The organism is Chryseobacterium lacus (genome assembly GCF_003336205.1).
Lineage (GTDB): Bacteria > Bacteroidota > Bacteroidia > Flavobacteriales > Weeksellaceae > Chryseobacterium_A > Chryseobacterium_A lacus.
In genome coordinates this window covers 211,897-226,792 of record NZ_QPIE01000004.1, presented here as the reverse complement: position 1 = coordinate 226,792, position 14,896 = coordinate 211,897, and the positions used below count along the sequence as shown (strand labels likewise).

The window sequence follows — 14,896 nt, the reverse complement described above, 5'->3', positions numbered from 1 at the left end:
AAATTCATTATTTTTGAGGAAATTCACAATATAATGCCTCATCAGTTCAATCCCCGGGATATCACCTGGCTGTCTTTCAATGAACGGGTTCTTCAGGAAGCGATGGATCCGTCTGTTCCTCTTCCGCTCAGGATCAGGTTCCTCGGAATTTTCTCCAATAATCTGGATGAATTTTTCCGCGTTCGTGTAGCGGGATTAAAGCGTGCGATGGATTTCAAAGATAAATATCTGAATGAATCGTTTTTTCGGCCACCATCAAGAATCTTGGAACAAATCAATGATATTGTTTTACAACAGCAGCATGATTTCAACCGAACATGGAAAGAAATTCAAAAGGAAATGGAAGCAGATCAGGTTTTTATTAAAACCCATCAGGATCTGACCGAAGCACAGAAAAAATTTGTCGTTCAGCATTTCGATGAAGAAGTAGAAAGCAGCATCATCCCCATCCTGCTACATGACAATACGCCGATGCCTTATATGAGAGATAAAAGCCTCTATATCGGGATTGCGATGCGAAAAAAGAAATGGAATCACCACGCTGCCTTTGCCATGATTGAAGTGCCGTCCCGAACGATGGGAAGATTCGTTCTCTTGCCTTCCTCCAACGGAGAAAAAAATGTCATTCTTCTGGAAGATGTTATCATGGCCAATCTTCCGCATATATTTTCATATTTCGGATATGATGAATTTCAGGCGCACTGTTTCAAAGTGACCAAAGATGCAGAATTTGATCTGGACAACGACATCCGGACAACGCTGGCGGAAAAAATAGAAAAAGCCGTCAAAAGCCGCCGAAAAGGAAAACCCACCCGTTTTGTTTTCGACAAAGATATGGATCCTTCCCTGCTGGAATTTCTCATCCGAAAACTGAATCTCACCGCACGCGACAGTATTATTCCGGGGCAGAGAATTCATAATTTTAAACATTTCATGGATTTTCCGGATGTATTTCCGGCACAGAAAAAACCTGAAGAAAGAGTTCCTTTTATCCATCCCAATTTCAGCGAAGGCCAGCGCGTGACCGATGCAGTTCTGAAAAAAGACATTTTATTTACTTTTCCCTATCACAGTTTTATCCCCATCATTGATCTTCTGCGTGAAGCCGCGATGGATCCTGATGTAAAAACAATAAAACTCACCGCTTATCGTTTGGCTAACAATTCAAAAATAGCCAATGCGCTGGTGAATGCAGCACGAAACGGCAAGAAGGTTACTGTACTGCTGGAACTTCGAGCCAGGTTTGACGAGGAAAATAACCTGAAATGGAAAGAACGCCTGGAAGACGAAGGAATACTGGTTCTGACGGGAATTCCGAACAGGAAAGTTCACGCCAAGCTTTGCATTATTAAGAAGAGAACGCACGGCAAAACCCTGCAGTACGGTTTTGTAAGTACCGGAAACTTTAACGAGAAAACCGCAAAAATATACAGTGACAATCTGCTGATGACGGCCAACAGAACCATTATGGCAGACATTAATAAAATCTTCCATTATTTTGAAAAACCAAAACTACCACCGGAAGAAGCACTGAAAAACATAAAAAATCTTGTGGTGTGTCCTAAATTCATGCGGGAGAAAATAGAAGCTCAGGTTGATTTTGAAATTGCAGAAGCCAAAGCCGGCAGAAAAGCGGAAATGATCATCAAGGCCAACTCGCTGAGCGACCGTGGATTGATCATCAAACTGTATGAAGCCGCTGAAGCAGGTGTTTCCGTAAAGCTGATTGTGAGAGGTATTTTCTGCGCTGTCAACAAGAAGAGATTCAAAAAACCATTCCATGCCATCAGTATTGTGGATGAATATCTGGAGCATTCCCGCATCATGTATTTTTATAATAAAGGTGCCGAAGATGTTTACATTTCCTCCGCCGACTGGATGACCCGAAATCTGGATTATCGCATAGAAGCTGCCGTGAAAATCCAACAGCGGGATCTCAAACAGGAATTAATTGATATTCTGAATATTCAGCTTCAGGATAATGTGAAAGCGCGGGTTCTGGACAATAAAATGAAGAATAAATACGTAAAAAAAGGGGAAAAAGAAATCCGTTCCCAGATTGAAATTTACCATTATCTGAACGATAAAACGAAAAGCTGACTTCTTCCGAACACCGAATAATTTTGTATTTTTGAAACCACAGCCGAAAAAAAGCAACAAAAATAAATTAGGCTGCGAAATACAACAATGAGAATAGCAGCCATCGACATAGGAAGTAACGCAGCGCGGCTTCTGATCAATGAAGTGACCCATTGCAAAAACGGCAAGCCGGAATTCACCAAACTCAACCTGCTGCGCGTTCCGCTACGGCTGGGAATGGATGTTTTCAGTTTTGGCGAAATCCGCGAAGAGAGAGAGGACATGATGATTCGCACCATGAAAATCTTTTCAGACCTGATGGATATGTACAAAGTGGAACATTACCGTGCCTGTGCTACGAGTGCAATGCGTGATGCTTCCAATGGAGCCGAAATACGGCAAAAAGTAAAAGATACCTCTGGAATTTCAATAGAAATCATTACTGGTGATGAGGAAGCCGCACTGATTTTCGAAAACCAGATTGCTGAAACCCTGGATGAAAATTTCGGATACCTTTACATTGATGTCGGCGGCGGATCTACAGAACTGATGTATTTTGAAAAAGAAAAAATGAAGTACAAACATTCCTTCAACATCGGAACCATCAGGCTTTTGAAAGATCTTGTATCAGAGGAACAGTGGAGCCTTTTAAAATCGGAAATAAAAGAAAACATCGACAAAAAGAACATCATAGGAATCGGATCCGGAGGAAATATTAACAAAATCGCTTCCATGAGCAAAACCAAAGAAGGAAAAACCATCTCCCTGAACGCTCTGAAAAAATACCATCACGACCTTTCTCAAATGACCGTAACAGAAAGAATGCACCACTATCAGTTGCGGGAAGACCGGGCTGATGTGTTGGTTCCGGCGCTGGAAATTTATACGAAAATAATGACGTGGGCAGACATTTCTCACATTCTGGTTCCGAAAATTTCAGTGGCAGACGGGCTGGTTCACAGCATTTACAATAAACTCAATAATAAAAATAAAGTATGAAAAATTTTAGTATTACCGGGCTGGTTGTTTTAGGCGTTATGGCAATGGTAGCACTCACCATCATTTTATGGGGATACCCCGAATACAGAGTGTGGTCTCAGGAAATGGAGGGAAAAGCAGAGTTTGCAAAAGCAGAACAAAACCGACGCATTAAAATAGAGGAAGCCAAAGCTAATCTGGAAGCCGAGAAACTGAACGCACAGGCGGAAGTAGAACGGGCGAAAGGTGCTGCTGAAGCCATCAAAATTGAAAACGGCGCACTTTCGGAGAAATACATTCAGTATCTTTGGGTAAGGCAGCAAAACGATCTGAACGATAAAACTGTCATTTATATTCCCACCGAAGGAAACCTTCCTATTCTGGAAGCCGGAAGAAATGCAGGAAAGAAATCTGAATAAATACAGTAAATAAAACCATCAAAAAGCCTCTTTTCACTGAAGAGGCTTTTTTCGTTCTTTATTTCTTTATAAACTTGACTGATTTCTGAGTGTTATCAATGGTCATCATCATAAAGTAAGTTCCTGGTGGTAAATCTGAAACCAGAAGGTCTGTTTTTACTTCAGACAGCTTTTTTAGCAGTTTACCGTCTGCAGAATAGACCATCACGTCTTTAATTTTTTTCTGTGAAGTAATATAAAGGCGGTCACTCACCGGATTTGGATATAGCTTAACATCAGTAGATTTTGCCTCTGAAGTGCCCATGGCAGCGGTATTAATTTTAGTAAAGTACTGGTAAGCCCCGCTGGCAACAGAGGATACTGTTCCCGTAGCGGCATCAATAGAGAACACCCCCGATCCGGTGCTGTATAAATAATTTCCATTGCCCGTCTGAATAGTACCTCTCAGTTGCCCTGCGGTTACCGGCCAGTAATTTAAAATACTCGCATCCGTAATCGATAAAACATAAATCCCTGCGTTATTACCCCCGGAATGATTCTGGAACACCGCTACAATCATATTCCCGGCATTGTTTAAGTTGATCTGTTGGGTATTTTGAAAAAAGCCGGGTGCGACAAAATTTCCGGTGACATTTCCGGTATAATCCATTTTCTGAATACCATTGTTACTGAGAGAACTGATGTAAACAAATCCATTCTTGCTGTCCAGTACATCAAATGGCGAAGTAATAGAAGGATAAAAACCTAAGAATGTTCCGGCAGTAGAGAACCGTGCAATAGAATTGGCCGTAGCACTGTTACCGCTTCCGGCGTTGGTTACCCACACTTCATTATTCACCACATTCAAACCCCGAAGGTTATCCAGTCCGCCCGTAATCACAGATGAAAAAGTCCCATCCAGATTGTAGATGTGGATTTTATCCTGAGTCTGATCTGAAATCCAGATCTTGTCTCCGACCTGAGCAATGCCTTTAATCGTTCCGGAGGAAACCGTTGACATGTCAATAAAAGCCGGATTCATTACTGTTCCATCAACCGCGTTCAGTTGCGCAATTTGTTTTGTACCGGAATTAATCACTAAGATGCTTTCCTGTGCCGATACATTACCGGCGAACAGGGCCATCAGGAAAAATAAAAAGTAGTTTGTTTTCATAAAATATATTATTTAGTGATATAAAGATATCAAAAAAAACCTATCTCACTAACAATTAGAAATATAATACTTATTGTATAACAGACTTTTTGTTTGTGGTCTTTCACTTTATTTGGATTACCACACTTCAAAATCCCTTTGATTACCGAACCGACGGAATATTTTACTAAAAAATTCCGTACCTTTTGGGCTTCAAACAACTCCATTTTTCATGAGCAAAAACGCCTATATTATCGACGGAACCCGTACGGCAATCGGAAATTTTAAAGGAAGCCTGGCCGCAGTAAGAACAGACGATCTTCTGGCTACGGTGATCCGGAATCTTATTTCCAAAAACCCTGATTTACCTTTAAACCAAATTGATGATGTCATTATCGGCTGTGCCAATCAGGCCGGGGAAGACAACCGTAATGTGGCACGAATGGCCTTGTTACTCGCCGGACTTCCGGTGACGGTTCCGGGAGAAACCGTCAACAGGCTTTGTGCTTCCGGAATGAGTGCGATTGTTCAGGCAGCAAGAGCCATAAAATCCAATGAAGGCGATCTTTTCATTGCCGGTGGTGTGGAAGGAATGTCGCGCGGGCCTTATGTTATTTCCAAAAGTGAAGGCGGATTTGCCACCGATCAGAAAATGTATGACAGCAGTTTCGGATGGCGCTTTATCAATCCGGAAATGGAAAAACTCTACGGAACTGAAGCCATGGGGAAAACCGCTGAAAACCTCGCCGAAAAATATCAGATTTCCAGAGAAGAACAGGATTCTTTCGCGCTTCATTCTCAAATGAAAGCCAAGAAGGCACAGGACAGCGGAAGACTGGCTGAGGAAATTTCACCGGTAACCATTCCCCAAAGAAAAGGGGAACCTAAGACCGTTCAGCAGGATGAGTTTATAAAACCAACATCCAGCATGGAAATTTTAGGAAAACTAAGGCCGGCTTTTGTACAAGAAAATGGCACCGTCACCGCTGGAAATGCTTCAGGGTTAAATGACGGCGCAGCCGCAGTGCTGATTGCTTCCGATGAAGCCGTTCGCGAATATAACCTGAAACCCATGGCCAGAATTGTCACTTCAGCCGTTACGGGAACCGAACCCGGCATTATGGGAATCGGGCCCGTGGAAGCTACAAGACTCGCCTTGAAAAGAGCACAGCTTACGCTGGAAGATATCGACATTATCGAGCTGAATGAAGCTTTCGCAGCACAAAGTATCGCTTGCCTGAAAGAGTTGGGACTTTCATCGGACGACTCGCGGGTGAATGTGAACGGCGGTGCCATTGCGTTGGGACATCCACTGGGAATGAGCGGTACCCGAATTACCTATTCTGCGGCATTGGAACTTCAGAAAACCGGCAAAAAGTATGCATTGGCCACCATGTGTGTTGGTGTCGGACAAGGCTATGCGGTTATTCTTGAAAATGTTGAAAGATAAATTGATTGATTCATCGTTTAGGGAATAATGGTTTAAAAGATGAAGAGGGGCAAACTCCGTGAACTTCAAACAGCGGGTTTCGTGATGATTCTTTCCGCATTGCCGCTTACTGTTTTCGGGGTTCACCTATTCATCTTTATTTAATTATAATTTGATCAGTAATCGAATTAACAACTGAATAATCCCTTGCAGAAATGAATGGGATTTCTAACAGTTGCGGAACCATTTCTAATAGTTGCGGAGCCATTTCTTACAGTTGCGGAGCCATTTCTTACAGTTTCGGAACCATCTCTAAAGGTTGCTGAACCATTCCTAAAGCTGGCAGAGTGATTTCCCTGCGCATGAGGAGCCATTTCATCAGTCTAATTGACCATTTCGTTTAACGCTGATTGATCCGTAGGATTTTTGGTAAGTTCAAAAAGAATTTAAACCTCCTGAGAACGAACCGCGTTTTCCTGAAAAACCTTACATTAGCCATACCCGACTTCGTGCTCTATCGCAGCAGTTTAAAAAAAGCGATGCAGTCTTACAGCAAGAGCCGGAGTGGCAAAAATATGCGACTGAACAACCTCTTTTATAAGATCAGCCATTGGGAAAGCTGGGACTGGCGGATTAAGTATGTGCCTATACTGCCTGTGTGGATGTGGAACTGCATCCGTGCGCGGTCGTTCTGGTTTTTTACACCTTCCAATTCCAAACTGGTTTTTGGCGGCTTCGAAGGTGTGACCAAAATGTCCATTTATGAACATCTTCCGCCGGGAAGTTATCCGAAAACCAAGCTGATCAAAGCCGGCCAACCCTTTGCAGAAGTCGAGCAGATGGTGAACAGTCATTATACCTACCCTTTTGTGGTGAAACCTGACGTAGGAAGAATGGGGTTGATGTTTCGCATCATCCGCACACCTGAAGCACTGAAAGCCTATCACGAATTTATGCCGGTAGATTATATCGTGCAAGAATTCGTTGACTATCCACTGGAGGTCAGTGTCTTTTATTACCGTTTCCCGGGTGAAAAAAGCGGTACCATCACAGGATTTATCCGCAAGGAATTTCCGGAGATTAAAGGCAACGGCGAGTCCACGATCGGGGAGTTAATGGCGGCCAGTCCGCGCGTTTGTTTCCGCCTGGACGAAATGCGCACCAAACATGCTGATAAGCTGAACGTTGTTTTAGCAAAAGGTGAGGCTTTTCGCTTGAGCAATGCCCTCAACCTGAGCCGGGGCTGCTCGCTAGTGAGTCTGGAAAGTGAGAAAGATGAGCGGTTGCTGAAATTGTTTGATGAGCTCAGTTCCTATTCAGATACACTGTATTACGGACGATACGATATCAAATGTGCTTCCCTAGAAGATATGAAAGCAGGTAAAAACTTTTCCATTATCGAGTACAATGGATGCGGTGCGGAACCTCATCATGTCTACGGCAACGGCAACACCTTTGCCAAAGCTTGCCTGATTCTCGCGCATCACTGGAATATTCTTTTCCGGGTTGCACGCCGGAATTACCGGCTAGGCGCTGAATATGACAGTTTTCAAAAAGGCTGGAAGATAATGATCCGATGTCGAAGGCATTTCGCCTTATTACGGAAACTGGATGCGATGTTTCCGGATTTTTGAAAAACGGTAACCTGGATTGCAGATTACACATTTCGCGGTCGTGTACGAGACCGCAGGAGTTAATCATGCAAGGATAACAATCGAACAGCTATTCATGTGATTCAATTATCTGCCGTGAATTCTATCATAATAATGAAGATTACCCTTCCCGTCAAATCCTATGACCATAATACGGAATGAAGATGCAACATCACTGTTTAAAAACTCTAGCGGGCTGCCGGTATGTTGTGGATTCCAATATAAGACTCCGCGCGTATCTCTTATAAGACCGGTCTGTCTGGAGGTTGTAAGATTTATTACATCCGGTGTTGCAGGCAAATCATAACCGGTTAACAGTGTTTTATTGGGCCCGGCGCCTCGTGCACCGCTACCGCCCATATATCCGCGCTTGGTGTAAATTAATATGGCTTCACCTCCATAAGTTCCTGTCCTCTGTACCTTCACCATCGCAATAGAACTGACGGGCAATGATGCTATAACATCGGCATCAGAGGGGAATTCGTCCAGAAATATTCTTGCGGGTCTGCCTCTAATCACAGGATAAGACACTCCCTGATTTCTTTCAATAATTAAACCCGACGCACGTCCCTGCAGCCAGTCCAAAATATTGCCTGCTGCGCCGACGTTCTGATCGTCATTTACGAAATCAAAAACAGTCGAACTGCCGGCCCTGAACATTCCGGATGAGAGTTCTTTATCCAATTTTTTTGTCATATCCTTCTTTTGCGCCCTCAACTTTACTTCTTCAATCAGCTGGGCATCTTTGTAGAGAAGGTCTTCATTTTGCTGCTGTGCTACTGCCAGCGCGAGTTCCGGGCTTACCTGCTCACCGGGCGTTCGCGGCACAAGACGGAATTGCGCCGGCGGTAAGCCGCCGGTATAGAGACCCGGTTTCAGCATCCGGAAACTCAGAGTCAGGTTTTGCGGCGTGCGTTCCTCTTTATTCTGTCCATCAAGAAAAAAGCTGATGTCCAGTGTTTCATCAATATAAACATTGTTAAGATAAATTTTACCTTCTTTATCCGTGGTTAGTGGGGTAAATGCAAGTCCCTCTTCAGCCCGGGTCATCAGCATTACTCTCTGATTAGGAATAGGCCTGCTGTTCAGGGCCAGTCTGCCCTCGTAGGAAAGAAAACGGTGCATTGGCCCCGATTGTTTAGGCACCTGCCCCATCAACAATGAATCCCAGTTGAAAAAAGTCCATTTTTCTGACATCAATAAGGCATCCAGCGCTTCATCATTGGCTCCAGCACCAAAATACTGAGCGGGACGGTGAACAGGTGTTTTTATATCGCCCGTAAGCCATAATGCACTCAGTAAATCGTCTTCCGGTTCGTCATTTGCGGCGGTGGCACTTTTTACTACTACCGTGGCACTACCGGCAAAATTAAGCTCCACGCTGTTTCTTTCCCGTGCACCTGTTTTTAAAGTAGCCGGCTTAACTAATGAGGTGTTGATGCCGGAACGTTTCGAGTTAATAAAAACCAATCTTTGCGCTACTACAATGTCATTCTCATTAAAAACCGAGATTTGTAGAACCCCCGCCTGACCTTCGTTGATTTTAGAAGGAATGGTTGCGTTAACCACCTGGCTTGGCTTTAAAATATTCGCCCTGTAAGCAAGCCTGTTACCGATCGTGCCGACGACTTTATAATTCATCAATCCCGGAGGCATACCCACTGCAGATAATGTGTATCCGATGCCATCCTGCTGATGTTTTACTTTTAAATGTACACCAGCCGGGGCTACGAGGGGCAAGGAAATTTCTTTAGATTTGCCCGTGTTATCCTGTACGTGTACCCTGTAATGGGCATTCGCTTTCGGGGTGAAAGTAAAAGAGCCCACATTAGCGTCCATTGCGTTAAATCTTACAATTTTCGTCTGCGGATCAGAAGTATCCGTTAAGTATCCCTCCCACTTCGCCGGAGGATTTCCGTTAGAATGCAGTCTTACAGCCACTTTTGTTTCCCTATTCTGAATCAGTTTAAAACCTTCCGGAACCGCCGTTATGTTCCAACTGTTGTCCTCAATGGGTACCAGCTTACTTTCAGATGCGGGGTTATACACCGGTATCATTTTTACAAAGTCAAAATTCCGTGGAAAATTACTCATATACGGTGTTACAGCACGCAGATAGTATATATCCTCACTGAGATCGGGTGTCAGTTTCAGAGAACCATGACCTTCCCCTTCCGACAGGGGTACTGTTCGGGAATCAATCAGTTTTTTATTACGGTCGTATAATTCTACATACACGGTGCCCGAAATTTCGCTTCTTCGGTATCCGTCAAAGGCGAACGCTTTAAACCAGATCTGATCACCGGAGATGTATTTCTCTTTGTCTGTAAGCAAGTGTATTTTTTCCTGACTGTAATTGTTTTCCAGTAAATCGATTGCTTTATCGAGCTTGTCCTGAGCGCCCACAGCAAGTGTGCATATCAGGAAGAAAAAGGTACAGAGTTTGGTCATAGTAGTTTAGAATTGAATTATGATTTAAAAGTAGATTAATTTTTTTATCTACACAACACAAATCAGTAACAGGGAATCAAATTGCTTAAGATCTTTAACAGCATGGTTTAGATTGGTCGAAATTCCCATACTTCGGACAGCATGTCTTGAGAGTTCGGACCGAGACTTCAAACCGCGTTTTATTAGAAACTACTAATAAGAAACTGAACTACTCTATCCATTAAAGCATCGCTGCGACAATGCAATGAATTGCAGACTAACCCAAATTCCAGATTGGCGAAGATGATGATTGTAAAGGGTCAGATTTTCTCTCCCTTTTAGAGCCGGGGTAAAACGAACATCTGATCCTTCGAGGGTTTCGGAAGGTTTCATCACTTTATTTTCGGGAGATTCATCCAGCAGATAAAAAAGATAGTCTGAGGCGTTCTGCACATTCGAATTTGCAAAACGGATCTGGCTGTCGATTTCTGCCACACGGACATTCATATCCAGTACATCAGATTTCTGAATCATGCCGTTTTTAAAGTAATTTTCAATAACTTTTTTATTGGCCAGAACAGTGTTTCTCGCGCCTTCCAGCACTTCCACATTTTTATAAGCCATCTGAAGCTGCATGTAGGCTTTGTTCAATTCAAATTTCAGGTATTCGCGGGAGCGCTCCTGTTTCAGTTTCAGAACTTCAACCTTTACTTCTCCGGCTTTCTTCATATACACCGCATCTTTATTGTAAATGGGTTGCTGCACTTCGAGTTTGGTGGCGAAATTGAAAATATTCTTAGGATTGTTGAGGTTGGCGGGATTAAAATCCTCCATCGTCACTCTTTCCTGATTGAGTTTGGAGCCAAAGGCCATCAGCGGATTATTGGTAGAAATCCCCGTATAGCTGGCTTTTATGTTAGGCAAATGCATCGCGCGGGACATTAGCAGATCGGCCTCGGCAGAATGTACTTCTGCAGACGCAATTTTAAGCTGAAGGTTGTTACGCTCAATCTTCTCTTCCAGATCCTGTCTGGAAACCTGCACTGTTTCCTGAGCCCAAAGGACTGTACTCAAGAACATTGCAAATGCAGTAATCAATAGTTTTCTCATGTTCCGTATAATTTTGTGCAAATGTACCTGCTATTCGGAGCAGAGAACGTAACCTGAGTTACATACAAAAAAACACGGCCGCAAGGCCGTGTGTACTGTTTTCTATATTAAATTTCTTAAAAATCCTTCAGCAACTTAATCTGGTTGCGGTAAAGCAGCACCTTACCATCGTTCTCCAATTTTTTAAGAAGCCGGCTGATTACAACGCGCGAACTGGCCAAATCGTTGGCTATTTCTTCGTGGGAGACATTCAGTACAGTTTTTCCCGTGATCTTTGATTTTTCTCTGAGATAATTGGCGAGTCGTACATCAAGACCGTTGAAAACCACCATGTCCAGTGCTCTCAGCATCTCGTAAAAGCGGTTTTGCATGGTGCGCATCACGAAACTTTTCCAGCTGGGATATTTATGCATCCAGGAATCCATGTACTCTACCGGAATCATCCACATTTCCACGTCTTCTTCGGCGATGGCCATTATTTCGCTTTTGGCTTCCTGCATACAGCAGGTGAACGACATGGCGCAGCCTTCGCTGGCACTTAGATAATACATCAGCAGTTCGCGTCCGTCGGGCTGCATCATGGAAACTTTCACGGTTCCCTGAAGTACAATGGGCATGAAGAGCAAACGCTGACCGATGTTGATGATCACCTCCCCTTCTTTGGCTGTTTTCTTTTTACCGACGGCAAGGATCTCTTCCATCAGTTCTGGCTCGAAAAGGTCTTTAATTGAATCAGTGATTTCCATTTTACAAAATTACAAAATTCTGCCGCTCTTTATCTGTTATCAGGCGATGCCAACCTTTTTAAGTAACCAATGTTACCTTTTGCTAAATTCTGTTAGAATAACTTTGCAAAAGAGGATAACAAAATGCACTGTTATCGAAATTTTCATCATGGTGAATACTATTTAAGCCTTATTTTCCATCTAAAAAAATAAGGTATCGGATTTGATACCTTTGAAAAACACAAATACCAACCATTAAAAAATATTTACAATGTTCTTTAAACACATTTATGATACAAGTTTAGCACAGGGCAGCTATTTAATCGGCTGTCAGGCAAAAGGTGAAGCGATTGTAATCGACGCAAAGCGTGATGTGGATACCTATCTGGAGATCGCTAAAGAAAATAACCTTACCATAACCCATATTACCGAAACGCATATTCACGCCGATTTTCTTTCGGGTTCACGTGAACTGGCAGAAATTACAGGAGCACAACTGTATCTTTCCGATGAGGGCGGCGTGGACTGGCAATACGAATTTCCCCACGAAAGTTTGAAACACGGCGATAAAATTAAAGTCGGAAACCTGACACTGGAAGTAATCCATACACCGGGACACACCCCGGAAAGTATTAGTTTCCTGCTCACCGATCATCCTGCAACAGATGAACCCGTAATGATTTTCACCGGAGACTTTGTGTTTGTTGGCGATATCGGCCGGCCGGATCTGCTTGAAAAAGCTGCCGGAATCACCGGAACCCAGGAAAAAGGTGCTCAAGAAATGTACCGGTCGGTACAGGATTTTTCAAAACTGCCTCCACACCTTCAGGTGTGGCCGGGTCATGGTGCGGGATCTGCCTGTGGAAAAGCGCTGGGCTCCGTTCCAAGTTCTACCGTAGGCTATGAGAAAATCAGAAACTGGGCATTCCGCTTCGAAAATGATGAGGATGGTTTTGTGGAATACCTGCTGGAAGGTCAGCCGGAACCACCGAAGTATTTTGCCATGATGAAAAAGCTCAATAAAGTAGACCGCCCTTTACTGACTGAAGTTCCGAAACATCCGAAACTGTCCGAAACAGAATTTCTTCAAAAATATACTGACGGAATAAAAGTGATCGATACACGCAATAAAGTGGAGTTCGCCAAAGGATTTATTCCCGGAAGCATCAACATCCAGAACAACAAAACCCTAAGTACATGGGCGGGCTGGCTGCTGAATTATGATGAAGATTTCATAATCGTAGCTCCCGAAGAAGAAATGGATGAAATCACCAGAAAACTCATGCGCATCGGTCTCGACAGGATTGCCGGATTTATTTCCGACGTCAATTTACCGGGCATTGAACTCCAGAAAGCCGACGTTATCGATATCGAAGAATTTAAAACCTATATTGGCAGAGAAGAAGTGCAGATCGTAGATGTAAGAGGAAAAACCGAATATGAACAGGGTCATATAGAAGGCGCGGAAAATATTTTTGTGGGAACACTTCCTCAAAACCTTGATAAAATAAGCAAAGAAAGACAGGTGGTTATTCACTGCCAAAGCGGCGACCGCTCTGCGATTGCCTACTCCGTGCTCAGAAGAAACGGGTTCAATAATGTAAAAAACTATTCCGGTGGGATGAAGGAATGGCGCGAAAAAGAAAATCCCGTAATATCTTAAAATCCAAAAATGATTCAGAATATCACCACAAACTGGAATATCTTCCGCATCCTCCGTCTGGCATTAGGCCTTTTCCTGATGACAGAAGCCATCAGGACCGGCAATTGGTTCATGACGGTATTTGCTGCGGCAATGATCATCATGCCGCTGCTGAACATCGGCTGTTGTGCGGGCGGGAACTGTGCCGTAACGGACAATAAATCATCCGGCTCGGATACGGATGAAGTAGAATTCGAAGAAGTACAATCAAAATAAAGTAAAAAACATGTCAAAATTTCAGGAACTTATCAGTCAGGACAAACCTGTTTTGGTCGACTTTTTTGCGGAATGGTGCGGCCCGTGCAAAATGCAGGCACCCATTCTGGAAGACCTTAAAAAACGGGTAAACGACCAGGCTACCATCATTAAAATAGATATCGATAAAAACCCGGGCGTTGCAGCAAAATACGGAATCAGAAGCGTTCCTACGCTCATGATCTTTAAAAACGGAGAAATAAAATGGAAACAGTCGGGGGTTTTTCCCGCCGAAGAACTGGAACGTTTAATCAAAGAAAACAGTTAAAATATGTACAAAAGCATCATCATCGCTCTTTTCGCTCTGGTCATGATCAGCTGCAGCAAAGCCCAGAACACCGCAAGCACAACATCACTTTCTGCCACCGAGTTTTCAGAAAAACTGAAAAAAACTCCTAATGCCCAAGTGGTGGATGTAAGAACCCTTAACGAATATAAAAAAGGGCACCTTCAGAACGCGGTAAACATCGACTGGAATGCTGATGATTTCGCAGAGAAAGCAGCCACTCTAGATTCGGCAAAACCTGTCTTTTTGTACTGCCTCAGTGGGCCCCGAAGTGAAGCCGCAGCAGAAAAGCTGAAGGAAATGGGCTACAGTGAAATCTATGAGATGAAAAGAGGCATGATGGAATGGCGCAGCAAAAACCTGCCCGAGTTAAAATCCACAGCAGCTACGCAAGGCATGAGTTTACAGCAATACAACGAGGAGCTGAAAAGCGACCGTTTGGTACTTGTCGATTTTTATGCTGACTGGTGTGCGCCTTGTAAAAAAATGGAACCTTACCTGAGCAAAATAGCCGCAGAAATGCCTGAGAAAGTTAAAATTGTAAGGGTAAATGCCGATGACAATACAGAACTGTGCAAAGCGATGAACGTTTCTGCCCTGCCGGTTCTTAAATTATACAGAAACAACGAAATCATTTGGGAGAGCCTTGGCTTTGTAGAAGAAGCCGAAGTGCGGAAACAGCTCCTGAAATAACCTATC

Annotated in this window: 13 protein-coding genes; 9 read left to right on the top strand and 4 right to left on the bottom strand. The window is 43.4% G+C overall.

Annotated elements, in window-relative coordinates; translation table 11 throughout:
• The first annotated feature begins 33 nt into the window (after positions 1–33).
• The 3 genes from ppk1 to DQ356_RS06505 all read left to right on the top strand — a co-directional run bounded on the left by ppk1 (position 34) and on the right by DQ356_RS06505 (position 3,476).
• Entirely contained in the window at positions 34–2,100 is a 2,067-nt protein-coding gene (gene ppk1 / locus DQ356_RS06515; protein ID WP_114303667.1) for a polyphosphate kinase 1, read from the top strand.
• 87 nt (positions 2,101–2,187) lie between these two features.
• The gene (locus tag DQ356_RS06510; RefSeq protein WP_114303666.1) at positions 2,188–3,078 is read left to right on the top strand and encodes a Ppx/GppA phosphatase family protein; all 891 of its coding nucleotides are present in this window, start codon (positions 2,188–2,190) and stop codon (positions 3,076–3,078) included.
• Positions 3,075–3,476 (top strand): hypothetical protein, encoded by a 402-nt coding sequence (locus tag DQ356_RS06505; protein ID WP_114303665.1) that lies wholly within the window; start codon positions 3,075–3,077, stop codon positions 3,474–3,476. Before DQ356_RS06510 ends, DQ356_RS06505 begins: the two co-directional genes overlap by 4 nt.
• Positions 3,477–3,534: 58 nt before the next feature.
• Here the strand turns inward: DQ356_RS06505 and DQ356_RS06500 are convergent, their stop codons facing one another.
• Positions 3,535–4,629 (bottom strand): T9SS type A sorting domain-containing protein, encoded by a 1,095-nt coding sequence (locus DQ356_RS06500; protein ID WP_114303664.1) that lies wholly within the window; start codon positions 4,627–4,629, stop codon positions 3,535–3,537.
• A gap of 211 nt (positions 4,630–4,840) precedes the next feature.
• Here DQ356_RS06500 and pcaF point away from each other — a divergent pair, with 211 nt between their 5' ends.
• Positions 4,841–6,058 (top strand): 3-oxoadipyl-CoA thiolase, encoded by a 1,218-nt coding sequence (gene pcaF / locus DQ356_RS06495; protein WP_114303663.1) that lies wholly within the window; start codon positions 4,841–4,843, stop codon positions 6,056–6,058.
• 554 nt (positions 6,059–6,612) lie between these two features.
• A complete protein-coding gene (locus tag DQ356_RS06490) occupies positions 6,613–7,671 on the top strand; it encodes an ATP-grasp domain-containing protein (RefSeq protein ID WP_126723243.1) in 1,059 nt (352 codons plus the stop codon).
• Between the two features lie 105 nt (positions 7,672–7,776).
• On the opposite strand, the gene DQ356_RS06485 is transcribed toward DQ356_RS06490, so the two are convergent.
• The 3 genes from DQ356_RS06485 to DQ356_RS06475 form a co-directional block, all read right to left on the bottom strand.
• Positions 7,777–10,140, bottom strand: a complete 2,364-nt coding sequence (locus DQ356_RS06485) for a hypothetical protein (RefSeq protein ID WP_114303661.1) — start codon at positions 10,138–10,140, stop codon at positions 7,777–7,779.
• 213 nt (positions 10,141–10,353) lie between these two features.
• Positions 10,354–11,229 carry a TolC family protein gene (locus tag DQ356_RS06480; RefSeq protein WP_114303660.1) on the bottom strand — a complete coding sequence of 292 codons (876 nt, stop codon included), beginning with the start codon at positions 11,227–11,229 and terminating at the stop codon, positions 10,354–10,356.
• 116 nt (positions 11,230–11,345) lie between these two features.
• A complete protein-coding gene (locus DQ356_RS06475; protein ID WP_114303659.1) occupies positions 11,346–11,975 on the bottom strand; it encodes a Crp/Fnr family transcriptional regulator in 630 nt (209 codons plus the stop codon).
• Positions 11,976–12,225: 250 nt separating this feature from the next.
• Here DQ356_RS06475 and DQ356_RS06470 point away from each other — a divergent pair, with 250 nt between their 5' ends.
• Genes DQ356_RS06470 through DQ356_RS06455 form a run of 4 tightly spaced genes read left to right on the top strand, consistent with a single transcriptional unit; the run spans position 12,226 to position 14,890 of the window.
• Positions 12,226–13,617 (top strand): MBL fold metallo-hydrolase, encoded by a 1,392-nt coding sequence (locus tag DQ356_RS06470; RefSeq protein ID WP_114303658.1) that lies wholly within the window; start codon positions 12,226–12,228, stop codon positions 13,615–13,617.
• 9 nt (positions 13,618–13,626) lie between these two features.
• The gene (locus DQ356_RS06465; protein WP_114303657.1) at positions 13,627–13,872 is read left to right on the top strand and encodes a hypothetical protein; all 246 of its coding nucleotides are present in this window, start codon (positions 13,627–13,629) and stop codon (positions 13,870–13,872) included.
• A 10-nt stretch (positions 13,873–13,882) separates the two neighbouring features.
• Positions 13,883–14,179 (top strand): thioredoxin, encoded by a 297-nt coding sequence (trxA, locus tag DQ356_RS06460; RefSeq protein ID WP_114303656.1) that lies wholly within the window; start codon positions 13,883–13,885, stop codon positions 14,177–14,179.
• Positions 14,180–14,182: 3 nt separating this feature from the next.
• On the top strand, positions 14,183–14,890 hold the full coding sequence (locus DQ356_RS06455; RefSeq protein WP_114303655.1) for a thioredoxin domain-containing protein: 708 nt from the start codon (positions 14,183–14,185) through the stop codon (positions 14,888–14,890).
• The last annotated feature ends 6 nt before the right edge of the window (positions 14,891–14,896 follow it).

Bases quoted from the DNA above. Each gene is read 5' to 3' on its own strand.
- ppk1 (WP_114303667.1), top strand. From the start codon at position 34: ATGCCTCATCAGTTCAATCCCCGGGATATCACCTGGCTGTCTTTCAAT.
- DQ356_RS06510 (WP_114303666.1), top strand. From the start codon at position 2,188: ATGAGAATAGCAGCCATCGACATAGGAAGTAACGCAGCGCGGCTTCTG.
- DQ356_RS06505 (WP_114303665.1), top strand. From the start codon at position 3,075: ATGAAAAATTTTAGTATTACCGGGCTGGTTGTTTTAGGCGTTATGGCA.
- DQ356_RS06500 (WP_114303664.1), bottom strand. From the start codon at position 4,629: ATGAAAACAAACTACTTTTTATTTTTCCTGATGGCCCTGTTCGCCGGT.
- pcaF (WP_114303663.1), top strand. From the start codon at position 4,841: ATGAGCAAAAACGCCTATATTATCGACGGAACCCGTACGGCAATCGGA.
- DQ356_RS06490 (WP_126723243.1), top strand. From the start codon at position 6,613: ATGCGACTGAACAACCTCTTTTATAAGATCAGCCATTGGGAAAGCTGG.
- DQ356_RS06485 (WP_114303661.1), bottom strand. From the start codon at position 10,140: ATGACCAAACTCTGTACCTTTTTCTTCCTGATATGCACACTTGCTGTG.
- DQ356_RS06480 (WP_114303660.1), bottom strand. From the start codon at position 11,229: ATGAGAAAACTATTGATTACTGCATTTGCAATGTTCTTGAGTACAGTC.
- DQ356_RS06475 (WP_114303659.1), bottom strand. From the start codon at position 11,975: ATGGAAATCACTGATTCAATTAAAGACCTTTTCGAGCCAGAACTGATG.
- DQ356_RS06470 (WP_114303658.1), top strand. From the start codon at position 12,226: ATGTTCTTTAAACACATTTATGATACAAGTTTAGCACAGGGCAGCTAT.
- DQ356_RS06465 (WP_114303657.1), top strand. From the start codon at position 13,627: ATGATTCAGAATATCACCACAAACTGGAATATCTTCCGCATCCTCCGT.
- trxA (WP_114303656.1), top strand. From the start codon at position 13,883: ATGTCAAAATTTCAGGAACTTATCAGTCAGGACAAACCTGTTTTGGTC.
- DQ356_RS06455 (WP_114303655.1), top strand. From the start codon at position 14,183: ATGTACAAAAGCATCATCATCGCTCTTTTCGCTCTGGTCATGATCAGC.